This is a genomic window from Anabaena sp. WFMT (assembly GCF_051781005.1).
In the GTDB taxonomy this organism is placed as follows: Bacteria; Cyanobacteriota; Cyanobacteriia; order Cyanobacteriales; family Nostocaceae; genus Anabaena.
The window spans coordinates 1-23,255 of sequence record NZ_JBPWOA010000031.1; the positions used below are offsets into that span (position 1 = coordinate 1).

Annotated in this window: 21 protein-coding genes and 1 tRNA gene; 12 read left to right on the forward strand and 10 right to left on the reverse strand. The window is 38.3% G+C overall.

Annotated features, from left to right (window positions below; genetic code table 11):
• Nucleotides 1–3,516: transcription-repair coupling factor (gene mfd / locus ACSQ6I_RS19690; RefSeq protein ID WP_438891988.1), on the reverse strand; the 3,516-nt coding region annotated here is incomplete at its 3' end.
• A 229-nt stretch (nucleotides 3,517–3,745) separates the two neighbouring features.
• Here mfd and ACSQ6I_RS19695 point away from each other — a divergent pair.
• Both ACSQ6I_RS19695 and ACSQ6I_RS19700 read left to right on the forward strand, forming a co-directional pair.
• A complete protein-coding gene (locus ACSQ6I_RS19695) occupies nucleotides 3,746–5,059 on the forward strand; it encodes a hemolysin family protein (protein ID WP_438891989.1) in 1,314 nt (437 codons plus the stop codon).
• A 97-nt stretch (nucleotides 5,060–5,156) separates the two neighbouring features.
• Complete coding sequence (locus ACSQ6I_RS19700; RefSeq protein ID WP_438891990.1) at nucleotides 5,157–5,957, forward strand: TdeIII family type II restriction endonuclease; 801 nt, start codon at nucleotides 5,157–5,159, stop codon at nucleotides 5,955–5,957.
• On the opposite strand, the gene ACSQ6I_RS19705 is transcribed toward ACSQ6I_RS19700, so the two are convergent.
• The 3 genes from ACSQ6I_RS19705 to rpiA all read right to left on the reverse strand — a co-directional run bounded on the left by ACSQ6I_RS19705 (nucleotide 5,958) and on the right by rpiA (nucleotide 9,467).
• Nucleotides 5,958–7,325 (reverse strand): DNA cytosine methyltransferase, encoded by a 1,368-nt coding sequence (locus tag ACSQ6I_RS19705; RefSeq protein ID WP_438891991.1) that lies wholly within the window; start codon nucleotides 7,323–7,325, stop codon nucleotides 5,958–5,960.
• A 79-nt stretch (nucleotides 7,326–7,404) separates the two neighbouring features.
• Nucleotides 7,405–8,586, reverse strand: coding sequence for an aldo/keto reductase (locus ACSQ6I_RS19710; protein WP_438891992.1), 1,182 nt, complete (start codon nucleotides 8,584–8,586; stop codon nucleotides 7,405–7,407).
• Between the two features lie 170 nt (nucleotides 8,587–8,756).
• Entirely contained in the window at nucleotides 8,757–9,467 is a 711-nt protein-coding gene (gene rpiA, locus ACSQ6I_RS19715; RefSeq protein ID WP_015216463.1) for a ribose-5-phosphate isomerase RpiA, read from the reverse strand.
• 295 nt (nucleotides 9,468–9,762) lie between these two features.
• Between rpiA and psbP the strand changes: the two genes are divergently transcribed.
• Nucleotides 9,763–10,308, forward strand: a complete 546-nt coding sequence (psbP, locus tag ACSQ6I_RS19720) for a photosystem II reaction center PsbP (protein WP_438891993.1) — start codon at nucleotides 9,763–9,765, stop codon at nucleotides 10,306–10,308.
• 110 nt (nucleotides 10,309–10,418) lie between these two features.
• Complete coding sequence (locus ACSQ6I_RS19725) at nucleotides 10,419–11,012, forward strand: nucleoside triphosphate pyrophosphatase (RefSeq protein ID WP_438891994.1); 594 nt, start codon at nucleotides 10,419–10,421, stop codon at nucleotides 11,010–11,012.
• Between the two features lie 60 nt (nucleotides 11,013–11,072).
• On the opposite strand, the gene ACSQ6I_RS19730 is transcribed toward ACSQ6I_RS19725, so the two are convergent.
• The gene (locus tag ACSQ6I_RS19730) at nucleotides 11,073–11,426 is read right to left on the reverse strand and encodes a type II toxin-antitoxin system RelE/ParE family toxin (protein ID WP_438891995.1); all 354 of its coding nucleotides are present in this window, start codon (nucleotides 11,424–11,426) and stop codon (nucleotides 11,073–11,075) included.
• Complete coding sequence (locus tag ACSQ6I_RS19735; protein WP_438891996.1) at nucleotides 11,419–11,673, reverse strand: type II toxin-antitoxin system RelN family antitoxin; 255 nt, start codon at nucleotides 11,671–11,673, stop codon at nucleotides 11,419–11,421. Before ACSQ6I_RS19735 ends, ACSQ6I_RS19730 begins: the two co-directional genes overlap by 8 nt.
• Before the next feature lie 129 nt (nucleotides 11,674–11,802).
• Here ACSQ6I_RS19735 and ACSQ6I_RS19740 point away from each other — a divergent pair, with 129 nt between their 5' ends.
• The 4 genes from ACSQ6I_RS19740 (at nucleotide 11,803) to ACSQ6I_RS19755 (ending at nucleotide 17,232) form a co-directional block, all read left to right on the forward strand.
• Complete coding sequence (locus tag ACSQ6I_RS19740; RefSeq protein ID WP_438891997.1) at nucleotides 11,803–12,540, forward strand: phycocyanobilin:ferredoxin oxidoreductase; 738 nt, start codon at nucleotides 11,803–11,805, stop codon at nucleotides 12,538–12,540.
• Between the two features lie 985 nt (nucleotides 12,541–13,525).
• Nucleotides 13,526–14,959: an HlyD family efflux transporter periplasmic adaptor subunit gene (locus ACSQ6I_RS19745; protein ID WP_438891998.1), complete on the forward strand. Its 1,434-nt coding sequence runs from the start codon at nucleotides 13,526–13,528 to the stop codon at nucleotides 14,957–14,959.
• A gap of 170 nt (nucleotides 14,960–15,129) precedes the next feature.
• On the forward strand, nucleotides 15,130–16,284 hold the full coding sequence (gene devC / locus ACSQ6I_RS19750; protein ID WP_438891999.1) for an ABC transporter permease DevC: 1,155 nt from the start codon (nucleotides 15,130–15,132) through the stop codon (nucleotides 16,282–16,284).
• Nucleotides 16,285–16,488: 204 nt separating this feature from the next.
• Nucleotides 16,489–17,232, forward strand: coding sequence for a DevA family ABC transporter ATP-binding protein (locus tag ACSQ6I_RS19755; protein WP_438892000.1), 744 nt, complete (start codon nucleotides 16,489–16,491; stop codon nucleotides 17,230–17,232).
• 17 nt (nucleotides 17,233–17,249) lie between these two features.
• On the opposite strand, the gene ACSQ6I_RS19760 is transcribed toward ACSQ6I_RS19755, so the two are convergent.
• Nucleotides 17,250–18,056, reverse strand: a complete 807-nt coding sequence (locus ACSQ6I_RS19760) for a hypothetical protein (RefSeq protein ID WP_438892001.1) — start codon at nucleotides 18,054–18,056, stop codon at nucleotides 17,250–17,252.
• Between the two features lie 106 nt (nucleotides 18,057–18,162).
• On the opposite strand from ACSQ6I_RS19760, the gene ACSQ6I_RS19765 reads away from it, so the two are divergent.
• The 3 genes from ACSQ6I_RS19765 to ACSQ6I_RS19775 all read left to right on the forward strand — a co-directional run bounded on the left by ACSQ6I_RS19765 (nucleotide 18,163) and on the right by ACSQ6I_RS19775 (nucleotide 20,488).
• Complete coding sequence (locus ACSQ6I_RS19765) at nucleotides 18,163–18,966, forward strand: HAD family hydrolase (RefSeq protein ID WP_438892002.1); 804 nt, start codon at nucleotides 18,163–18,165, stop codon at nucleotides 18,964–18,966.
• Between the two features lie 888 nt (nucleotides 18,967–19,854).
• Nucleotides 19,855–20,193, forward strand: a complete 339-nt coding sequence (locus ACSQ6I_RS19770; protein WP_438892003.1) for a Mo-dependent nitrogenase C-terminal domain-containing protein — start codon at nucleotides 19,855–19,857, stop codon at nucleotides 20,191–20,193.
• A gap of 22 nt (nucleotides 20,194–20,215) precedes the next feature.
• Nucleotides 20,216–20,488 (forward strand): cupin domain-containing protein, encoded by a 273-nt coding sequence (locus tag ACSQ6I_RS19775; RefSeq protein ID WP_438892004.1) that lies wholly within the window; start codon nucleotides 20,216–20,218, stop codon nucleotides 20,486–20,488.
• A gap of 276 nt (nucleotides 20,489–20,764) precedes the next feature.
• On the opposite strand, the gene ACSQ6I_RS19780 is transcribed toward ACSQ6I_RS19775, so the two are convergent.
• On the reverse strand, nucleotides 20,765–21,349 hold the full coding sequence (locus tag ACSQ6I_RS19780; RefSeq protein WP_438892005.1) for a thermonuclease family protein: 585 nt from the start codon (nucleotides 21,347–21,349) through the stop codon (nucleotides 20,765–20,767).
• 319 nt (nucleotides 21,350–21,668) lie between these two features.
• Here ACSQ6I_RS19780 and ACSQ6I_RS19785 point away from each other — a divergent pair, with 319 nt between their 5' ends.
• Complete coding sequence (locus tag ACSQ6I_RS19785) at nucleotides 21,669–21,920, forward strand: hypothetical protein (protein ID WP_438892006.1); 252 nt, start codon at nucleotides 21,669–21,671, stop codon at nucleotides 21,918–21,920.
• Between the two features lie 16 nt (nucleotides 21,921–21,936).
• Here ACSQ6I_RS19785 and ACSQ6I_RS19790 read toward each other — a convergent pair whose 3' ends face one another.
• Nucleotides 21,937–22,740 carry a TrmH family RNA methyltransferase gene (locus ACSQ6I_RS19790; protein ID WP_438892007.1) on the reverse strand — a complete coding sequence of 268 codons (804 nt, stop codon included), beginning with the start codon at nucleotides 22,738–22,740 and terminating at the stop codon, nucleotides 21,937–21,939.
• A 237-nt stretch (nucleotides 22,741–22,977) separates the two neighbouring features.
• Nucleotides 22,978–23,059, reverse strand: a tRNA-Leu gene (locus tag ACSQ6I_RS19795).
• Nucleotides 23,060–23,255: the final 196 nt, after the last annotated feature.

A 23,255-nucleotide genomic window follows, 5' to 3' on the forward strand; every position in this document is an offset into this window, starting at 1 on the left:
AACTAAAGCTGTTTCAGGAATTGCACCTTGCATTTTGCCTAAAGTGTCAATTAAAGTCTGCAATTGTTGTTCGGCTTTAAACACACCTAAACCTCTGGCTGTCACTTTACCTGGAGAATAAATAAAACGAGAACGCATACTTTCTTTTAGGTTTTCTGCTAACAAATTCCAAGCTGGTTCTTCCATTGGAGTTTCTAAAACAATATGCTGTTTATTCTCTGGTTTAATGCGGCTAAATCCTAAATTTTTGGCGATTTGTTTTAATTCCATTACTCGCAAAAGTTGATTTGCAGAAACAGGTATAGTCCCATATCTATCAGTCCATTCGGCTGCTATTGATGTTAATTCTTCTTTGGATTTTGCAGTTGCTACAGCACGATATGCGCTCATTTTTTGGTCAATATCGGTGATGTAAGTTGAAGGAATAAAGGCTGTGAGATTGAGGTCAATTTGGGTATCATCAACTTTGGGTATTTCTTGTCCTCTAATTTCTCGAATTGCTTCTTCTAGCATTTCCATGTACAAGTCAAAACCAATTGCATCTAATTGACCAGATTGTTCTGCACCTAGCAAGTTACCTACACCGCGAATTTCCATATCTCGCATTGCTAGTTGATATCCAGAACCGAGTTGAGTAAATTCTTGAATTGCTCTTAATCTTTGTCTGGCGGCATCGGATAATTCTCGCTGTTTAGGATAAAATAACCATGCATGAGCTTGGATTCCTGCACGTCCGACACGTCCGCGTAATTGATATAATTGAGCTAAACCGAAACGGTGAGCATCTTCTATTAAAATGGTGTTGACTCGCGGAATATCTAAACCAGATTCAATAATTGTTGTACAAACGAGGATATCAGCGTCATTATTGCCGAAAGTGAGCATGGTTGATTCTAACTCGCTTTCATCCATTTGACCATGTGCGATCGCAAATCTTCCCCCTGGAATCATCTCTCGCAGGTTTGCTGTTGTCTCTTCAATGCCTTCTACACGGGGGACTACATAAAATACCTGTCCACCCCGATCTAATTCTTGACGAATTGCACTTCTGACAATTTCGGGTTTTAAAGGTGCTAAATGGGTTTGAATTGGTCTTCTGGTTGGAGGTGGTGTGGTAATTAAACTCATTTCCCGAATTCCAGACAAAGACATATATAAGGTTCTGGGAATGGGAGTCGCAGAAAGAGTTAAAACATCAACTTGAGTTTTGAGACTTTTGATTTTTTCTTTTTGGTTCACACCAAATCTTTGTTCTTCGTCAATTACCAAAAGTCCTAAATCTCGAAACTGCACTCCTTTACCTAATAGCTGATGTGTCCCCACAACTATATCTAATTCCCCAGTAGCCAGACGCTTTTGAATATTGCGTTTTTCTTCCGCACTGCGAAAACGATTAAGTAAACCCACATTGACAGGATAAGGTGCAAAACGTTCTTTGATGGTGTGATAATGTTGTTGAGTTAAAATCGTGGTTGGTGCTAACAGTGCAACTTGTTTACCTGCGGTGACAGCTTTAAAAATCGCCCGAATTGCAACTTCTGTTTTCCCAAATCCGACATCACCACATACTAACCGATCCATCGGTCTTTCGCTTTCCATATCCCGTTTCACATCTTGCACCGCTTTTAGTTGATCGGTGGTAGGTTGGTAAGGGAAAGAATCTTCCATTTCTTCCTGCCAAGGCATATCTGCGGGATAGGAAAAACCTTCTTGTTGCGATCGCGCTGCATATAACTTTAACAAGTCTACCGCTAGTTTTTTAATCGCTTTGCGGACTTTATTTTTCGTATTTTCCCAAGCTTTACCCGTCATTTTATGTAATTCGGGGGCTTTATCTCCATTAGTTCTAAACCGAGACAGAGAACCAACTTGGTCAGCAGCAACCCTCAGCAAACCATCTGCATACTGCACCACTAAATAATCACGGGTTTCGTGGTTAATTGTCAAACTTTCCAATTTGACAAATTTACCAATACCATGACTACGATGAACGACATAATCCCCTGGACGGAGTTTGTTAGGGTCAACTTGCTTAGAAGCAGCTTTGCGACGTTTGCGGATATAGCCAAAATTAGCTAAAGAATGTTGTCCGTAAAATTCGCGGTCGGTGACGATAACCATCCGAAAAGAAGGTAAAATACAACCTTCTAATTCTGCTAAACCGGAATATTTGAGAGCGATAGGAGTATGATTTATTTGCAGCTTATCGATCGCTTGATAGTCGCGGGGATTAGGAATAAACTGGGCTGGACAGTCGTGTTCTTGGAGTAAAGAGACAGAACGGGAAGGTTGAGCCGAAAGTACCCACACAGCAAACTTGCGATCGCGTTCTTGTCTAATTGTCTCAGCTAACTTGGCAAATTGGTGAGGTGTGACAGGTAAAGGTCTACTCGCTAAATTTAGACCAGTATTTTCTTCAGACAATTCCGATAAATATAACTTTTTAAATTTGCCAATTTCCACTAAACACTCATCCAACGACCGATGAATTTTAGGTAATTGGTAACTTTCTCCCCTACCCCCTACCTCTTCCCACTGTTCCTGTGCATTCTCCACCCAGCGATCGCTATGAGCATAACATTGTTCTGGCTCATCAATTGCCACAAGGGCATTTTCGGCTAAATAATCTAGCAGAGATGCAGGTTTTGCAAAAGCTAAACCCAAAAAACGCCGACTACCTTCTAAGAGTCCTAAGTCCTGAGTACTGAGTAACGAGTCAGGATTTAATTCAGGATGTAGTGATTGGAATTCCTCATTATCTTTAAGAGCGTTTAAAATAATTGGTGTAAAACTAGTTGGGGTAAGAGTTATTTCGTTAATCTTATCCAGGGCAGAACGCTGAGTAGTCGGGTCAAATTCCCGAATTTGTTCAATTTCATCTCCGAACCATTCCAAGCGCACTGGCAACTCAGAGGACACGGGAAAAATATCGACAATATCCCCGCGCCGACTCCATTGTCCTTCCATTTCCACCAAAGGAACCCGTTCATATCCCAAAATCGTGATTTTTTCGCTAAAAGCATCTAAATCAAATTCCATCCCTTTTTTTAAAGTGACACAAAAAGATTTAAATGCATCCGGTGGCGGTAAATGTGGCTGTAACGCACCTACAGTAACAATTATGGCTGTATTTTTCTGAGGTAACTTACTCGCTACGGGCGGGGTTTCCCCGCCCCTACCACCCACCAAATCAGCTAAAACCTGCATTTGTCCCCAACTTAACTCAGTTTCAGGATCAAAGGGTTCATAGGGAGAAGCCTCAGAAGTGGGGTAAAAATGGACAGTTTTCCATCCCATTGCTTCCATTTGGGCGTAAACTCGTCCAGCTTCCTCCAAAGTGGCACACACCACACATAAATCCTTACCCTCATAGTTGGCTAAAGCTGAAGCGATCAAAGTCTTGGGTAAACGGGAAATACCATTTAACCGCAACTCCTGTTGTTTATCGAGTTTGAGAGTCAGTTCTGCGGTAAGAGGCGATCGCGCCAAAGCACGCACGATAGAAGAAAAGGCCATAAGTTTTATGCTTAATTTAGAAGTCGTAGGGGATAAGAAAATCTAGATGTAGTTCTTTTTAACCATTTTATAAAGTGTGAATAGCACTTTGATGATAAGCCTTAACTACTAATAGGCAGAAGAAACATAACTACTACTTTCTGTATAGTCAAAGCATTTATAAAATCACCTTAAATACTGGATACTAAGGGTTAAGCTATCTTTTTTCTCTATAGCGGTAATTTTAAAAATGTCTTCCCTCTCTTTTGAAATTTTAACGATTTTGGTGCTAATCTTCGCCAACGGTGTATTTTCCATGTCTGAGATGGCCATAGTCTCAGCCCGGAAAGTCAGATTACAGCAACTAGCCAATCAAGGAAGCCTGAATGCACAGGCTGCATTACAACTAGCAGAGTCTCCCAATCATTTTTTATCCATTGTTCAGGTTGGAATTACACTCATTAATATCCTCAACGGTGTCTTTGGTGGTGCTACCATTGCTCAAAGGCTGGAGAAATATGTCCAGCTAGTACCATTTTTAGCCGATTATAGCCAACCCATTGCCTTTGGAGTAGTGGTTTTGGTAATCACCTATCTTTCGTTAATTGTTGGTGAACTGGTACCGAAGCGTTTGGCTTTAAACAACCCAGAAGGAGTCGCTTCCAGTGTTGCCATTCCCATGCGCGCTTTAGCTACATTAGCCGCTCCAGTAGTGTATTTATTAAGTGCCTCTACAGATGCCGTGCTGCGATTGTTAGGAATTACACCTTCAAATGAGCCTCAAGTGACTGAAGAAGAAATTAAAATTTTAATAGAACAAGGTACAGAAGCGGGAACATTTGAAGAAGCAGAACAGGATATGGTGGAAAGGGTGTTCCGTTTAGGCGATCGTCCAGTCACTTACTTAATGACACCCCGTCCTGATATTGTTTGGTTAGACTTAGACGACTCTCCTGAAGAAAATCGCCATAAAATGGTCGAAAGTGCCTATTCTCGGTATCCAGTTTGTCAAGAAGGATTAGATAACGTCCTAGGTATTATTCCCGTCACCGACTTATTAGCCAGGAGTTTACGCGACGAACCTTTAGACCTAACCTTGGGATTACGTCAGCCTGTATTTGTACCTGAAAGTACTCGTGGTTTAAAAGTATTGGAGTTATTCAAGCAAACTGTCACTCACATGGCCTTAGTAGTCGATGAATACGGCGTAATTCAAGGATTAGTTACCCTGAATGACATCATGAGTGAAATTGTCGGTGATGTCCCCGCAGAACCTGGACAGGAAGAACCCCAAGCTGTACAACGAGAAGATGGTTCTTGGCTTGTAGATGGAATGTTAGGTATAGAAGAATTTTTAGACCTATTCGGTTTAGAAGAATTAGGCACAGAGGAAAGAGGAAATTATCAAACATTAGGTGGTTTTGTCATCACCCATTTAGGGCGTATTCCCGCAGCCGCAGATCATTTTGAATGGGATGGTATGCGTTTTGAAGTCATGGATATGGATGGCAACCGTGTTGATAAAGTGTTAGTTGTGCCAAAGGTAATGGGTGATAGGTCATAGGTCATAGGTGATAGGTAATGTGTGATAAATTAGCAATTATCTATTCACCTTTTTTTCTAGTTATGTAAATGGGTGTAATTCTTGAGAATAATGAAAGATGGATGACTATATTAAACAAATCATTAAGGAAAATCTGAAAAAATCAATTAGAAATTTTTTTAAAGGTAAGAAAATAGAAAATTACCAAGTATTAGACGATATTTTTCCCAAAGAAAGACGAATACGTTCTCTGATTGGTGGACTAGAAACAAGTTTAGGAACAACTTGTTGGGAACCTATCGCTAAAACTTTAGCAGAATTAAATGGATTTGAAATCGTTACCGAAAAAATATTACGTCCTCAACCATTTCCTAAAGAATTAGATATTGAACTAAACAACCTAATTTCTCAGCGTGAAAATAAACACAATGGGAATATTCTTGATACTCAAGAATGTATACAGCGACTGAGACAAGCTGCTTTAAAAATTAATCCTGAAGAAATAATCAAATATACATCTCCTCCTTCAGGAACAGGAGTAGATATTCACTTTTCTAAAAATTGTATTGAATATATTTTTGATATTAAAACCACACAACCAAATCAGGGTGGGTTTAAAGGATTTAACAGACAAATTCTAGAATGGTACGCTTACAGATTCGCTAACAACCCTGACGCTAACTTAGAAGCGCGTATTGCTATTCCTTTTAATCCTTTTAAAAAATCTTGGTATGAAAAGCAAAAAAGTATGCTATCGAGTTCTCCTCTAGATATTACCCAAGATATATGGGTTGAAAATGAATTTTGGGATTTCTGTTCTGGTAAGGAAAATACATTTGAGGAGTTACAATCACTTTTTGTAGAATTAGGACAAGAAAACTTTTCAGCAGAATTTAATGATATTTTTTACCCAAATTAGTTAGATATCAATAATCTTCAGTAATTCTTTAGCTACATACTCAACTACAGGTACAGGAACAGCATTACCAAACTGCTTTTTAGCTATTTCATCTCTTGTATGGTATTCAAAATTTGGAGGAAATCCTTGTAATTTACAAGCGTGCTTTGCAGTAATTGGGATATAGTTCTGCGGTTGGTAAATTTTTTCTAAGAACAGATTTTTATATTCCTGTGGATGATTAGCATGAATAGATACAGTTGCGATATAGTCTTTAGCACCAGTAGCAGTTAAAGTCGGGAAAATATCAGCCGTAGGTAAAATAATTCTATAAATATTATTAATACCTGTCATATTTTTAGAATTTACAAATTCGTACTTATTATCAGCAATTAACCGAAATATTCCTTTTTCAACCAATTTATTTAATTCAGTTATCTCTATATCAGTGATGATTTCTCGAAAATTCTCAAAAGATAAAGGATTACCATCTTTATCTCCATATTTTTTGCTTCTTCTATATTTCAGAAGAGTCAAACAAATTAGTTTCTCTCTATTAGTAGTGTCGATAATATCCCATGAGTGAATTGTTGTATGCCCATTTCTTAAATCAGAGAAAATAAAAAAATCATTTAACTCATCATCCTTTTGAAATCGAGTTCTTGATGGTGGAATTACACCTTTAAATAAAGTATTTGCATCTAATTTAACTTTCTCAATAACTTTGACATTTTTAAAATCATCTAAGATATCTAAAACTTTTGGGTGAATATTCAAAGGATTAGGGAATTTATACTCTTGACATCTTTCTATATCCCGTCTAATCCCAACAATAAAAACTCTCTCTCTATTTTGCGGTAAGCCAAAATCGTAAGCATTAATAACTTTCCATCTAATGCAATATCCTATATTTGTCAATTCATTGAGAATTAGTTCCAAATTATCTCGATTTTTAGGATTTGCTAATCCACTCACATTTTCAAATATAAAACCTCTTGGTTGATTTTTATTCACCAGTCGAATTACATCAAACCATAATTTTCCTCTCTTGTCTTCAAATCCCCTTAAACAACCAGCAACAGACCAAGGTTGACAGGGAACACCACCCACAATTATGTCAACATTAGGTGGAAGTTCACTAATTTTTGTAATATCTCCTAACTCAATTTCATTTTGATTGAAGTAACTGATGAAATTTTGCTGATAAACTTTAATAGCTTGTTTATCTATCTCAGCATAGCCTAAGCATTGACCACCTAATTTATCTAAAGCTATTCTAAATCCACCAATACCAGCAAAGAGATCGATAAAGGTGAATTGTTTTTGGGCAGTTACTAACTGTAGAGGTAATTCTATTTGTTTTGGTATTTGCAAAAATACAGATTTCATGTGTGTTAGCTAATTGTATCAACTAACTATTGATATGTGAAAACCTAGTATATCATCAAATATACGAAGTTTCTAGTCTTCAACTTTGAGATAACCGCTTCACCTCTGCACCCCCTAATATTTCCTGGGCTTTAGCTAACATCTGCGGGATTTTATCAGCCTGGGGATTCTTGGATAAACATTCTCGGAAATCTAAATCTTCTAACTTATCTGCTTTATTACCAGGAAACCAGGAACTGCCATTACCTAAGAGGTTATAGCGCATTTTGCCATACTCAATCATGTCATAGGTTAAAGCTAAATTCAATAACCACAAAATCACCCGTATATTTATTTGTCCTGGTGTTTCTTCCCAACTTGGTAAATTAGTTTCCCAATTTTTTATCCAATCTTCTCCCAAGGTTTTTATAGCTTCTGATTCTAACCGGGCTAAAATTGGCGGTAAAATTTTATCTGCATTATCTAATAATTCTAAAGTTTTTAAATGTTCATCAAAATCAGTTGGTTTTGCTGCCCCTATACTCAAAGTATGCACTTGGGGATGACTCAAACAAAATAAATCATTAAACACCATTGGACTCAATGGATAACACAGATTAACTAACTTTTCTGATGGTTGATATAACAAGCCTCCTTTATTAGATGGACTAATAATAAACACTCCCATATCTAGGCGATTTGCAGCTTCAATTGCAGACCAATTCCATTGATTGATGTAGTACCAATGCAAATTGACATAATCAAATTGATTGGTATTAATCGCTTTTGTAATTATATCTGTTGGTCCGTGAGTAGAAAAACCAATAAATCTGACTTTTCCTTCTGCTTGTAACTGCTTGGCTACTTCTAAACAACCACCAGAATTCAGGCTATAATCAAAAGATTCAGCATGATTAATACCATGTAAACCCAACAAATCGACATAATCTAATTGAAGATATGCCAGAGATTTTTCAAATGTTTCTCGGAATTTTTTGGCATCTGCTACAGGGGAAACTTTAGTTTGTACAATTAACTTTTCACGGGGAAATTTAGGCAGTATTTTTCCCAATTGCATTTCTGAAGTACCATAACCACGGGCAGTTTCAATGTGATTGATTCCTAGTTCTAAGGCACGATGAATTGTTGCTTCTAAGTTTTCTTGTTGATCTGCTGGAATCTCATCTGGTGCAACATCTTGCCATTTGAATTGATATCGCATTCCCCCACAGGAAAATACGGGCATTTGTAATTCTGTGCGTCCGAATCTTTTATATAGCATCACGTAATTTTAGATTTTGGATTATGAATATTGAATATTTATAAGTATATCCTAATTCAATTATTCATAAAATTTTAGGGTGCATTACTTCACGATATAGCTAACTGACGTTTTTGCTATTGTGGTTAACACACCCTTTTATTTTAGATTTTTTTACCTGTAATTGCTAACTACATTTGCCGAACAACAGGTTTACCATCTATAACTTCACCAATCAGAACTAAATCAACACAATTAACGAAGATGCCATTTTCCAAAACACCAGGAATGTTATTGAGTGTGATTTCTAAATTCGCTGGATCTGGAATCGAGTCAAATCTGACATCTACGACCATGTTACCTTGATCGGTGATGACTGGGCCTGCTTTTTTGACACCCATACGCAATTCAGGCTTACCACCGAGTTTCTTAATGGCATTAAGTACAGGGGTGATGGCCATTGGTATTACTTCTACTGGTACGGCAAAACTAGAACCCAAGCGGTCTACTAATTTGCCACTATCGACCACAACTATGAATTGCTCTGCCAGATAATCTACAACTTTTTCGCGGGTATGTGCTGCACCACCACCTTTGATCAAATTTTTGTAGGGATCGACCTCATCTGCACCATCAATGGCAATATCAATGTGGTCAATAGCATCTAAGGTGGTGAGGGGAACACCGTACTGTTTTGCCAGCACTTCCGACTGAAATGAGGTGGGGATACCGACGATATCTTTGATTTCACCAGACTGGAGGCGATCGCCTAAAAACTGAATTGTGTATGCTGTAGTTGAACCTGTACCCAACCCCACAATAGAACCTGATTTTACCAGGGCGGCTGCGGCTTTACCAACTTCTTGCTTCATCAATTTCACTGGATCTGCTGCTACGGTCATTTCCTCAACTCCTGAAAAATCAATTAAATAGAAATAGAAGGCACTATTGAATGCTTACAGAGAATGTATCACGTTGAATGTCTATGATCTTCGGTTCAATCTGACTAGCGTAGTGTGGCGAAAATAACTATCCAGTTCAAAAAGGTTCAATTGAGGGATGACGATGGCTACGTCCTCCACAGGCATCGCTATGAAGATCCTCTCCATATCCCAAAGCGTACCCATTAATGGGAGAATAGGACGGTGCAATTAACGCTTGCCTTATATTGCTTTGGGTCTAAAGGAATTTTGATAAATGTGGAAGAAAATTGCTTTAATTTTGTTATTAGTGTTTAGCTTCAGTTTCAGCAACTCTGATGTAGCGGCTGCTGCTGGATTCAAAAGCTTTGTAGATAGTGCTGATGGTTATCAGTTTTTATATCCTAATGGGTGGTTGCAAGTTAAAGTTGCCAACGGGCCTGATGTGGTTTTCCATGATTTAATTGAGGTATCAGAAAATGTATCTGTGGTGATTAGTCCTGTTCCCGCAGGAAAAACTTTGGCAGAATTGGGGACTCCGACAGAAGTGGGATATAAGTTAGGTAAGGCTGCTCTTGCTCCTGTAGATTCTGGACGTACAGCCGAATTAACCAACGCGGTTCAAAAAGAATCTGATGGTAAAATATATTACCTATTAGAGTATGATGTGCAACTCCCTGATGGGCAACAAAGACACAATATTTCTAGTGTCGCTGTGAGCCGTGGTAAGCTTTTTACCTTTAATGCTTCAGTCCCGGAAAAGCGCTGGAAAAAACTGCAACGCATGATTGATGAAATTGTCAATTCTTTTACGGTGTATTAATTAATTTGGATAACTGGGAACTGGGGATTGGGTACAGAGTTTTCTAGTGAATAATTAACTATTAACTATTACCCATTACCTAATTAGCAATTCTCTCCATTTTTTTGACTATGACCATTCCTGAATTTATACTTGCTTCTGCTTCTCCAGCACGTCGTCGCTTGCTGCAAACTGTGGGAATTGAACCAAGAGTTTGTCCTAGTGATTTTGATGAGTCACAAATTCAACTTAGTGATCCTGCCCAATTGGTACAAACTCTGGCTCAGTGTAAGGCAGAAACTGTAGTTTCGCAGTTTGCATCAGCATTGATTATGGGCTGTGATTCGGTTTTAGCTATGGATGGAGAGATTTATGGCAAACCAGCAGATGCTGAGGAAGCGATCGCTCGTTGGCATTTAATGCAAGGTAATTTTGGTGATTTGTATACTGGTCATGTTTTGATAGACACATCCCAAAACCGAAGTGTTGTCAAGTGTCAAGTGACGAGGGTGTATTTTGCTCAAGTGAGCGATCGCGCAATTCAAGCTTATGTAGCTACAGGTGAACCCCTTAAATGTGCTGGAGCCTTTGCTATTGAAGGATTTGGTAGTTTGTTCGTGGAAAAAATCGAGGGTTGTCACAGTAATGTAATTGGGCTAAGTTTACCTTTATTGCGGCAGATGATAGCCGAATTGGGGTATGAAGCAACAGATTTTTGGCGATAGAGAAAATTAGTTCAACAACTTTCCTATATTTTGTTTACTGAAATAAAAACTTTCATAGGTTTATCCTTCAGATTCATATGCGGAAATAATGCCTTGGATATCATCTGCGGCAATATCAATTTGTTCAGATTTTGCATAAATGGTTAGCAAAATAATAGCCGTTGCAGTTTTGACATAGTAAATGAGGCGATAACCACCGCTTTTGCCTTTTTGAACGTCGCTATTTCTAACCCGCAACTTGAAAACTTCGTAATTGATTTTAGGAATGCAATCCCCAAGTATTTCCCCTTGTTGAAGTTGTTTGATAACTGGTTGAATATCGTTGCGAATACTGGGATATTTCTTTGCTAGTTTGCGTAGATTGCGCTGGAATCTTGGCGCTACTTCGACTTGAATAAATGGCAGTTCAGACATTTTCAATTTCTTCCCAAAGTTGAGAAACAGGAATTGTTTTTCCAGTCATTGCTTCGTGCCAAGCCTGACGAAAATCTTGAAGAATTTCTTCTTTGGATTCCATCGGTTCATAATCTTCACCAATTTCTATTGCTTCTGGAATAAGAACAATTACTTCTACACGGCTATTTTGAATAATACTTAATGGTTGATCTAAGGACAAACTTCCTTGTTCATCAACAGTTGCCATTACTTTAATTGCTTTCATAATTCTTCAAAGTTGTTGTGTTTTAGGCTAACGATGCTTTTCTTAAGTGGGTAATATAACAATCAGGACTTATGCATTTGTTACTCCTGACATTGTAAACTAGATACTGAATTACATGGTTAAAATAATATGTCTTCTACTTCTACACCCTCCCTACGTCAACAACAGCATCGCTTAATTTGTCAACTAGCTGACACAATTGAAGCAGTTTGGCATAAATACTTAGACTTATCACCCTACAATTTGCCTGCGGAATTGGGATATGTAGAAGGTAGACTAGAAGGCGAAAAACTGATTATCGAAAATCGCTGTTATCAAAGCCCACAGTTCCGCAAAATGCACTTGGAACTAGCAAAAGTGGGGAATATGCTAGATATCTTGCATTGCGTAATGTTTCCCCGTCCAGAATACGATATCCCTATGTTTGGTTGTGACTTAGTTGGGGGTAGAGGTCAAATTAGTGCCGCGATCGCAGACCTTTCTCCTGTAAACTTAGAACGCATCTTACCAGTAGCTTATAATTCTGCACTGACTGAACTACCAGTAATCGACTTTTCCCAACCCCGTGAATTACCGGAATGGGGAGCTATATTTTCTGATTTTTGTATTTTTATTCGTCCCGGTTCCCCAGAAGAAGAAACATTGTTTCTCTCTCGCGTACAAGAATTTTTAGAAATCCATTGCCAAAATGCGATCGCATCTAACCCCGTTCCACCAGAAAAAGTAGCCCCAATTCTGGCTGGACAACACAACTACTGTACCAAACAACAGCAAAACGATAAAACCAGACGTGTGCTAGAAAAGGCATTTGGCATAGATTGGGCAGAAAACTACATGACTACTGTATTATTCGACCTACCACAATAATTAAAGCTCAAGCGTCAAAACTCTGCACCCCCCAAACTCCAACTCTTCAGCTTCTCATCTATCTATCTGTAAGCTCTGTTACGTTTTCCCCCAACTGATAAATGTAGAATTCATTTAACCAGAGTTGAATGGAGTCAAAAAACAACAGCAGGGAAAGTAGCGCATCAAATCTTCGCAGTAGATAAGCCAAGATATTTGTTGTCTTATTCGATGTCAGCAACCAACCATGCTCACAGATTAATAATCAAGATAAGGAAACTGTGATGTTAGGAATGCTCTATTTGACAGATATGTTTCAATTGGTAATTGATAGTGCCAATTTTAGATTGAGAAAAAGCCGATTTTAGATTTTTTTGACACATTCCCTTAGTTTCAACTATGGAATCAACAAACAGTTATCAGTAAACCGAGATAACTGAATTTGTTAACCTATTCTATTGGTTGTAGACAATCTTGGCAATAGCCTACGCCGAGAAGATGTCTGCATTATTATACCTACCAAATTTATACCGGGTTGCCTTTCAAAATAACCTGCTCAAATAAATAGTATCTGGGTGCTGGAGTTGGTGAATTCAATAGTTTGAATTCCCTTAATCTTTAGTGCAATCACATCTCATACTCAGAAACTATTAAATAGCCAGTCATTGAAGGAGGCAGAAGGAGCAAATCATGCATGGGATTAGACCCCTCCTGATTTGAAGCCACTGAACTCTTGTGGGGGGTCTTAAATGGTCGCAGCTTACGTTAGCTTTCCCTCCTGCTTCCTGCCCCCTAACTCCTGCCTTCAATAAAGAGCGCCATTGCAGAAAATTCTAAGCCTTGGGTGCTAATCAGGCAATGGATTTATAAGTAAATAACTAATCTAAAACCAGCCTTATTTTCCAATAGCTGGCAGTTTACTTATGACTCTTTTTGACTAATTCAACTGTGGCTAATTTGCTTTTTTACTTCCATTAGTACAAATCAGATAAACGGGCAATATACCATGTCAAGGGTGACTGATAAGCCAGAGTTAAAAGAACAGGGACTAGAAAAATCTAAAATTTGGTTGAAGGTTGCTGTAGCCCTGCCAGTAGCGATCGCAGCAGGGTTCCTAGCTACAGCCAAAATTGAGCAGCTAAGAAAACTCACATCCTCCGTATCAGTAGCACCATCGATCAAAACAATTAGTGCGGTAGGAAGATTAGAACCACGAGGAGAAGTCATTAGAATAGCTGCCCCCAACTCAGGACTATCAGCAAGAGTGCAACAACTTTTGGTGAGAGAAGGACAACGAGTACAACAAGGTCAAGTTATCGCAATTCTAGACAGCCGTGATACCAACATGGCAGCAGTCGAAGAAGCAAAAGCTAAACTACAAGAATCGCGTGCTAATTTAGCGCAAATCAAAGCTGTTTCACCAAGAGATATTCAAGCCCAAACAGCAATTATTGCTCGTTTACAAGCACAATTATCTGGTGAAAGCAATGCTCAACAAGCCACCATTGCCCGCATTGCCGCTGAGTTAAGTGGAGAGAAAAATGCTCAACAAGCTGGCATTAAACGTCTAGAAGCTGAACTCAGAGGGCAACGAGATGGTTTAAGAGCAAGCATTGCCAAAATACAAGCCGAACAGCGTGACGCTCAAGTTGATGCCGGACGCTATGAGTTCTTGTACAAAGAAGGAGCTATTTCTCAGCAAGAAAGAGATACAAGGCGTTTGCGTGCGGCTACAGCTAATCAGCAACTGCGTGAAACCCAAGCCAGTTTGAGACAAGCACTAGGAACATTGCAGCAGCAAATCACTCAAGCTAGAGCTACCCAAATTCAAACGATCGCTACTTTGCAGCAACAACTGATTGAAGCCACAGCTACCCGCAACAAAACTTTAGCCACCTTACAAAAGCAAATCGACGAAGAACGGGCTAGATTGAGCAGGTTCTTAGATGTTCGTCCTATTGATATCCAAATAGCCCAAGCCCAAGTTAGTAATGCGATCGCATTTGTCAAAAAAGCCCAAGCAGAACTCCAGTTAAGCTATGTCAAAGCACCAACTCAAGGTGAGATATTAAAAGTTCACACCAAATCAGGCGAAGTCATGAGTGCAAATGGCATTGCAGAAATTGGACAAACTGATCAAATGTTTGTGGTTGCAGAAATAGCTGAAGACAGTATTGGTAAAATTCGTGTTGGTCAAATAGCGACTATTACTAGTGATAACGGCGCATTTGAAAAAGAATTAAAGGGAAGCATCACTCAAATTGGCAGAAAAATTGGCAAAAAAGATGTCCTGAATACAGATCCAGCAGCAGATATTGATGCCAGAGTAGTAGAAGTGAAAATTGCCCTCTCTCCAGCAGATAGTCAGCGAGTTTCTGGTTTAACTAACGCCAAAGTCATTGTTGAAATTAATACTAATGGAGTTACAGATGGGCAGTAATTACATTTATCTATCAGCCGAGATTATGAAGCTCGGCTCGCTATCTTTCATCCTTAGCAATATGTAATTATTCAATGCATAGGAAGAATTTGGAAAAATCATGATCATTCCCCATCAAAAATATCAACTCAACAATAAAAAATTGGCGTAACTGTAAGTAAACATAGAAAATGATTCAGAAAATACCTCTATCTTGGCTACAACTGACCAGAGAAAAAACTCGCCTCGCTGTGGCACTATCAGGTATTGCCTTTGCTGATATTTTGATGTTTATGCAACTTGGTTTCCGAGATGCACTATATTACAGTAACGTCAGAATGCATGGCAGTTTAAAAGGTGACATTGTTTTAATTAACAATCAATCCAACGCTGTATTAGCAATGAAACCTTTTTCCCAACGGCGATTATATAAAGCTTTAGATTTACCAGCAGTACAGTCAGTACATCCTATATATTTAGATTATACCAGCTGGAAGAATCCCATTACAGGCCGCCCTCGGAGTATTTTAGTTTTTGGTATCAATCCAGAATTTAACGTTTTTGATTTACCAGGGGTTGAGGAAAATTTAAATACCCTGAAATTGCCTGATGTAGTTATATTTGACCGTTCTTCTAGACTAGAGTATGGACCTATCGCTGCTGATATTGATCAGGGAAAAGTTGTAACGGCAGAAGTAAGAAGAAGACGAATTAAAGTAGCAGGATTATTTACTTTAGGTGCATCTTTTGGCGCAGATGGCAATTTAATTACAAGCGATGTCAACTTTATGAGGTTATTTAGTACCCGACAACGGGGATTAATTGATATTGGCTTAATTAGACTAAAACCAGGTGCGGATACAACCCAAGTTGCTCAATATTTGCGGACTTATTTACCTACAGATGTTAATGTTTTAACCAAAGATGAGTTTATTGCATTTGAAAGAAATTACTGGGCAAGTAGTACTGCTATTGGGTTTATTTTTACCTTAGGAACAATTATGGGTTTTATTGTCGGCACCGTAATTGTTTATCAAATTTTGTATACAGAAGTAACAGATCACTTGTCTGAATATGCTACCCTGAAAGCAATAGGCTATACACAAAATTATTTATTAACTGTTATTCTTCAAGAAGCTTTTATGTTAGCAGTTTTAGGATATATGCCTGGATTTGCTTGCGCTTTGTTTATGTATCAAGTCGCCAGAGATGCTACGCTCTTACCAGTTTTTATGAGTTATCACCGTGCTATCATGGTACTAATATTAACTATCTTAATGTGTTTTATATCTGGTGTAATTGCTATGAGAAAGTTAAGTTCAGCCGACCCTGCCGATATTTTTTAAATTAAGATTATTAAATCCATATTTGGCAGTTATCATAATTCTAAATCCTGTTGAATAATACCAGTTGAAAAGTTCTTAATTGATCAATATACCCAAAAAGTTATTAACCATAAAAAAATGTGGGCGATAGATAAAAACTTTAAAGCTGAATCTAAAATCTAAAATCTAAAATTGTATAAGCCAGCTTTATCCCCTAATCTTCTTATGAACAGCACAGAACCTGTAATCTCCATTAAAAATATTAATCATTACTATGGTAGAGGTGTCCTCAGAAAACAAATTCTATTCGACATCAACCTGGAAATATATGCCGGAGAAATTGTAATTATGACTGGGCCTTCAGGTTCAGGAAAAACTACATTACTGAGCCTGATTGGTGGGTTACGGTCTGTACAAGAAGGAAGTATGAAATTGTTAGGTCAAGAACTACTTGGTGCTAGTCAAAGTAAACTTGTACATATGCGACGTAACATTGGTTATATTTTCCAGGCTCATAATTTGCTGGGTTTCTTAACTGCTAGGCAAAATGTGCAAATGGCAGTGGAATTAAATCAAGGTATTTCTCAATCAACAGCTATTAAAAAGTCAGAAACAATGCTAGGTTCGGTTGGTTTATCAGAACGGATGAACTACTATCCAGACAATCTATCTGGTGGGCAAAAACAAAGAATTGCGATCGCACGCGCCTTAGTCAATCACCCCCCATTAGTTCTAGCAGATGAACCCACAGCCGCATTAGATAAACAATCAGGACGGGATGTTGTCGAAATCATGCAGCGTCTTGCGAAAGATCAAGGAACAGCTATTTTGTTAGTCACCCATGATAACCGCATCTTAGACATAGCTGATCGTATCGTCGAAATGGAAGACGGTCTATTAACTCGTGATGCCCAAAATGTAGCTATTAGCAACAGGGCAGGGCGAGAAGTTTCCGAGCCTCATAACTAACCTTCACATTGTCAAACCTATTTTTTTGAATGTGGCATCTGCGGCGGTGCCGGAAGATTTTGTTGGCGTGTAGTCCGAAAAGTAACATTTACCCCTTCATTTGATTGTTCCAATACCAGTAGAGGCGTAGGTTTAGCCTTTTGATCCCAATGCATATAGACAATCCGACCTTGAATTGTCGGTTGCCATGTATCATCTTCTTCTCTAGGACTAAGGTAAGTTTCTATACAGTCCATAATTTGGCTAATAGTAGCAGAAGTTGCTTGTGTGGGTAACTTCATTAAGCGAATTTGAATCCGAAACAGTACTCGGTTGACAATGTTGGGCGCAATACCAGTTTCATATTCAACATCAAAAATCTCATCTACCTGCTTACCAACGTTGCTGGCAATTCCAACTTGACCTTGTTGAGATTGGTTGGGGCGCAGTGCCTGAGAAATTTTATCTTTCACCTTGAGTTTCACTTGATTAACAACCCCAAAATGAAATACCTCCTCTGTCATCCGCATCCGTAGATAATCGAGGTTAAAATCCCGTGAGTGAACCAAATCGGGGTTTGTTTCCATTTTCCGAATAGTTTCCAGCGCCAACTTCAACTTTTTTTCTAGTTCTCGCGTGCGAAACTTTTCAAACTTAACTTTTTTCTCATATTTACCCGCTAATATTTTGCTATACACAATCACCGCAACTAGTGCTATTATCAGTCCTCCACTGGCAAACAGTAATAAAGATGATGGCATCTGAAAATTACTGGCTGCTACTTCCTTGATCGCCGGTTTAGTCTTGGAACTTGAAGACTGGGCTAAAAACATTGTACTAAGCATGGTTAGCAAACTAAAGATTTGACTCCTAATGGTTAGGATGCCCAAATCTTTAATATCACATTACTGTATTGTTAATATTTTTTTACATCATATTTGTGATTTTGTTATGTACAGACACATTAGCGAATCTACGGAATTTAGGGATATTCACCTTGTCGCCACGGATATGGATGGTACTCTGACGAAGGAGGGAAAATTTACATCCCTATTGTTGCAAGCTTTGGAAAATTTAGCCGCCAACGGGATTCAGGTACTGATTGTAACAGGTCGTTCAGCAGGTTGGGTAAGTGGAATCAGTAGTTTAATGCCTGTGGTAGGTGCTTTAGCAGAAAATGGGGGTATATTCTACCCATCAAATAACGTCGCACCAATATCTTTAACACCTATTCCCGACTTAGCTCAACATCGCCAGCATTTAGCTAGGACTTTTGAAAAATTACAAAGTCAATTTCCCCAACTTAGGGAATCTACTGACAATCAGTTTCGTCTCACCGATTGGACATTTGATGTAGCTGCTTTAACAGAAAATGAATTGCAGTCTCTTAGCAATATTTGTCAACAAATGGGTTGGGGATTTACTTATAGCAATGTCCAGTGTCACATTAAACCTCAACAACAAGATAAGGCTGGAGGATTGTTACAAGTGCTACGCGAACACTTCTCCGAATATTCACTGTCACAAGTTGTTACTGTTGGTGATAGTCCTAATGATGAAAGTTTATTTAACCAAAGTTCTTTTCCTATTTCTGTAGGTGTAGCAAATGTAATTAAATATGCACACCAGTTGCAGTATCAACCTGCTTATGTAACTACTGCGGCTGAAGGGGAAGGATTTTGTGAATTATCTAATTATATTTTACAAAAAAAGGCCGAGGGCAGGAGCCAGGAGCCAGGAGGAAAGAATTATTAACACTTTAAGAGTTTGTTTGCTCACAGTCTAATTTCACCTAATACTCTCCGCACCTTTGCTTGGGGAGTATCAAAAAACCTAGGCAAATTGTCAAGTTCCTAAAGTTATTTGGGAAATGATATTCGCTGGTGTTAATGAGCAAGATCAAATCTGCAAAAAAACCTTTTCTGAGTAGGTACTTTTGCAGGAATAATAGCTATTTGAGCCGCAAACTCAATAGGTAAAACGACATTTATAGAGTTCTCGTCTATAAGTAAGAAGAAAAAGACGAACCTCTTCAATAGTAGCAAGGTGAAATTTTATCTTAAATATTTACCTTACTTATATGAGATTTATTATAGCATATTTTGTATTTTTATAACCTACTTTTATAGGTAGATTAGTTTGTACTTATCAAATGACTTGTTGCTACTAGCTAGATAATCTTTAGGTTGACTTATGTATCTTATATGACTTTTTTTTATATTATGATCTGCTCTCATATAGAACGTCATAATTGCTGACATTCCCATAACCCGTCTATAGTCCGACTTAAACTATATTTTTATCTGTACAGTTAGAATTTGTACTACTGTGCGCTTTCCTAACCAGGCATTTACAATTGATATATGGGAATACAATATTTGACATCAGCAATCAATAAGTTAACGCAATACCATTTTTATAATTTCTTTGTTATTTTGTATTTAACGGGACAGTTCTCCAACATACCCTGAGCTTAAATAGCAATTAGTTGAAGAGTTTCTCTGCTTATTTTATGTAAGATATGTAAGTCACAATTATCTTACCTAAGATTACCAAATTGGTGTATTGCTCTACAATAATTTGCATGATTATAAGCCAAATTGGCTGATTTTCATCAATCTCAAGACAGCAGGATTTAGAACTATGATCACAACAAATACTCAACCTATCATTCTCCATACTTTAATTAGCCCTATGGGAGAAGAGCATAAAGCAAATAATAAATCAGATTTATTACAACCAATACGTCAATGGTTGGATGAAATCGAGATTCAGAATCGTAAATTAGCTAAATTTATTGCTAAATTGATTCCTGCTCAATGTCCCTTTGAACGTGACATCGTGGTATTTGGTCGGAAAATTGCCCATATTCCCCCCATGTGTAAGCTAAATCCACTATATGATCAATTAGTGGGCTTGCGTTTTCGTGCATTGTGTTATTTAGTAGATAAGTGTGGAGAAGATATCCAATCTTACTGCTGAATATAACTAGATCAAACACCGCATGAAAATTAAAATCCAGCATCAACCGACTCAAGATGATCTCAAACAATTAGGTGTCTTTAAATGGGCAATTTGGCAAAAAGAAGCTTCTAAATTCCCCTGGACTTATGATTGTCAAGAAACTTGCTACTTTTTAGCAGGTAATGTAATTGTGACTCCTGATGGAGGACAACCAGTGCAAATGGGGGAAGGAGATTTAGTGACGTTTCCTGCTGGTATGTCTTGTACATGGGAAATTACCAGCGATGTAAAAAAACATTATTGCTTTGATTAATGTAGTGCTAAGAGTCAATATTTTTCTCTTTGTATCCTAGTATTCTGAATTATTCAGAAAATAGATATCTCATCATTGACTTGGAGTTAGTCTTGTATGGAGATTCGCAACGAGTGTGATCAACTAAAGTTGCAGGATGGGTAAATGACTTATATTCGGATCGTTCAAAACTTGTTGCGACTCCATCCCTTAGAAAATATTCGTTAAAATGTATAGTCTCACTTATAGGTTTTACCTGTTGTGCAGTTATCTAATTAAGACTGTAGCTTTTTGTTGTTATTTATTCGCCTTTCGATACGCCCAAGGATCAACAAATTTAGCATCATTCCAAACTCCAAGGCGTTGCTGTTGCGCTTGTATTTCAGCTTGTTGCACCAAATCTTTACTAGGACACTTGTTTAAATAAGGGCGATATGCTTTAGCTAATCCTTCCTGTAATAAAACTTGCTGTACAAAGGTATCATCTTTTAAACGCACTTCTGCAACTTTTCTTCCGTAGCGATCGCTATCCGTGATATTCAACTTGACGCGATTACCCGACTGTTTAACCAGTTCCTCCACCCGTGTTTGTGCTTTGATACCCCAAGCAAATTGATTAATATCTTTAGTAAATTTACTGTTTTTTTCTTTTTGGGAATGAGGTATTTCTGGTGCATCAACACAAGCAAAGCGCACTGTGAATTTTTTGCCATCAGCGCCTTTTAATACTAATGTATCACCATCACTCACTCGCTCAACTATATCACCAGAGGAGGGAAATAGGCGATAGCGCAGCGCTCCGTAGGAATCGCATCCACTTAAACTCACAACAATGATAGCTGCACCCAAGCTAATTAGAACTTGTTTCATGAATTGATTCATTTCCACCCACCAGATTATTATATGATCAGTTGAATTAGGACTTATGCAAAAACTCTCCCAAACTCCTACTCCTCCGTTTCCTATGTGGTTAGTTATGCTGTGACTCATGCGTAAGTTTGACGAATATGTCATAGCACTTTCAATTCTAAGTAATACCACTGATTTGGCAATCAAGCCTGTTAATGTGTAAAATATATACTAAGTTAAATAGTTGTGATTCCAATAGCTATCAGAATAATTTTAGATTGCTCACATTGAATGGATTCGCATATACAATCCACGATTAAGTTACTAAAATAATCATTCTCACATCAAGATTATGAAACCTATTCAGCAATATCAGCAATATCAACGGTGCGCCTCTGCTCAAGAATTTCAAAAATCCCTCACTCAGTTAGAAGATATCTTAGAAGTCAATTCTACTCATCATCAAGTGGTTATAGAACTGGATACTGGTAGGTCTATTAACGATGAATTCAGTGAAAATTCTGAGGAAATTTCTTTAGCTGCTTTAGAGGATGCAGTTGCTGACATTGAACAATATTTAGACCAGAAAAACAAACGCAAGTAATTCCTAAATCAATAAATCACCCATAAATCTTTTGTCGCTGGACTTCATATAACATTAAAGCCGCTGCGATCGCTACATTTAAAGATTCTACTCCAGGACTGAGGGGAATTTTTACTTGCTGGTCTGCCATTGCAGCTAAATCTCGTGACAACCCAGCACCTTCATTTCCCAATAAAATCAAACTCGGTTTCCGCCAATCTACTTCCCAATAAGTTAAATTTGCATTGGGCAAGGTGGCTACTACCTGCATTCCTGCTTGCTGACTTTGTTTGACTGTTGTTCTTAAATCTTCACTTACCGCCATATTTAAGCGAAACCACTGCCCCGCAGATGCACGTAAAACCTTGGGGTTATCCAAATCAACACTATCATCACTTAACCATAAACCCGATGCCCCAGCAGCAGCCGCAGTGCGAATCATAGTCCCCAAATTGCCAGGATCTTGCAGCGTCTCTACAGCTAGAACTACACCAGTAAAGGGGACTTGGGTTTGCTGTTGGGTGCGTTTTGCTAATGCCACTACACCATCTGGCTGTACTGTTGTTGCCATTGCCGATAAAACTTCTTCACTGACAATTTCATAGCGATGGCTTCGCCCGCCGGAGGCATCGCACCGACCACAGACATCATCCCATAATTGAGGATGTGCCATTTGCCATTGGGGAGTACAACACACCACCTCTAACGGGTAATTCACCGCACAAGCTTCTTCCAACAGGTGCGTCCCTTCCAGTAAAAATAACTCTTGTTTGTGCCGCTCTTTGGTAGAGTGCAACTTACGGATTTGTTTAACTAAGGAATTTTGTAAACTTGTCAGCACAATTTTAAAATAATTCGTAATTAAGTTTTTAGGACTTACGCAAACTCCCCTTTCTCCGTGACCTCTGTGCCTCTGCGGTTAGTTATTCCGTGATTCGTGCGTAAGTTCTAGTTTTGTAACTGAAATTCATACCCAGCCACAAAACTTGCTGTTTCTTAGTAGGCTACTTAAGCCCCAGATTTAGTTAAATCTTGATATCTTGGACTTCAGATAAAACTAAAACCCAAATTATTGATATGCGGAACCCGGGACTTGAACCCGGAAGCCTTGCGGCACTAGAACCTGAATCTAGCGCGTCTGCCAATTCCGCCAGTTCCGCTGGCATCAATGTCTTATTGACAATTTCTTATTATTACTTAAATATTGGAGTTTGTCAAGCTGAACTTACATACATAAATTTAAGCACCAGAAACAAACGCTTACTGTGTATTAGTTTTTGAGCTTACTGAATATTTATTCTGGTTGTAAATTTGGAGTTAGTATTTCTATGGTCGATAAGTAATCAAAGCTTATAA

Coding starts and splice junctions, on each gene's coding strand:
- ACSQ6I_RS19770 (WP_438892003.1), top strand. CDS start 19,855: ATGATCACAACAAATACTCAACCTATCATTCTCCATACTTTAATTAGC.
- ACSQ6I_RS19705 (WP_438891991.1), bottom strand. CDS start 7,325: ATGAAATCTGTATTTTTGCAAATACCAAAACAAATAGAATTACCTCTA.
- ACSQ6I_RS19745 (WP_438891998.1), top strand. CDS start 13,526: ATGTCAAGGGTGACTGATAAGCCAGAGTTAAAAGAACAGGGACTAGAA.
- ACSQ6I_RS19765 (WP_438892002.1), top strand. CDS start 18,163: ATGTACAGACACATTAGCGAATCTACGGAATTTAGGGATATTCACCTT.
- ACSQ6I_RS19775 (WP_438892004.1), top strand. CDS start 20,216: ATGAAAATTAAAATCCAGCATCAACCGACTCAAGATGATCTCAAACAA.
- ACSQ6I_RS19725 (WP_438891994.1), top strand. CDS start 10,419: ATGACCATTCCTGAATTTATACTTGCTTCTGCTTCTCCAGCACGTCGT.
- ACSQ6I_RS19695 (WP_438891989.1), top strand. CDS start 3,746: ATGTCTTCCCTCTCTTTTGAAATTTTAACGATTTTGGTGCTAATCTTC.
- ACSQ6I_RS19740 (WP_438891997.1), top strand. CDS start 11,803: ATGTCTTCTACTTCTACACCCTCCCTACGTCAACAACAGCATCGCTTA.
- ACSQ6I_RS19735 (WP_438891996.1), bottom strand. CDS start 11,673: ATGAAAGCAATTAAAGTAATGGCAACTGTTGATGAACAAGGAAGTTTG.
- ACSQ6I_RS19760 (WP_438892001.1), bottom strand. CDS start 18,056: ATGCTTAGTACAATGTTTTTAGCCCAGTCTTCAAGTTCCAAGACTAAA.
- ACSQ6I_RS19730 (WP_438891995.1), bottom strand. CDS start 11,426: ATGTCTGAACTGCCATTTATTCAAGTCGAAGTAGCGCCAAGATTCCAG.
- ACSQ6I_RS19755 (WP_438892000.1), top strand. CDS start 16,489: ATGAACAGCACAGAACCTGTAATCTCCATTAAAAATATTAATCATTAC.
- psbP (WP_438891993.1), top strand. CDS start 9,763: ATGTGGAAGAAAATTGCTTTAATTTTGTTATTAGTGTTTAGCTTCAGT.
- ACSQ6I_RS19700 (WP_438891990.1), top strand. CDS start 5,157: ATGGATGACTATATTAAACAAATCATTAAGGAAAATCTGAAAAAATCA.
- devC (WP_438891999.1), top strand. CDS start 15,130: ATGATTCAGAAAATACCTCTATCTTGGCTACAACTGACCAGAGAAAAA.
- ACSQ6I_RS19710 (WP_438891992.1), bottom strand. CDS start 8,586: ATGCTATATAAAAGATTCGGACGCACAGAATTACAAATGCCCGTATTT.
- rpiA (WP_015216463.1), bottom strand. CDS start 9,467: ATGACCGTAGCAGCAGATCCAGTGAAATTGATGAAGCAAGAAGTTGGT.
- ACSQ6I_RS19785 (WP_438892006.1), top strand. CDS start 21,669: ATGAAACCTATTCAGCAATATCAGCAATATCAACGGTGCGCCTCTGCT.
- ACSQ6I_RS19780 (WP_438892005.1), bottom strand. CDS start 21,349: ATGAATCAATTCATGAAACAAGTTCTAATTAGCTTGGGTGCAGCTATC.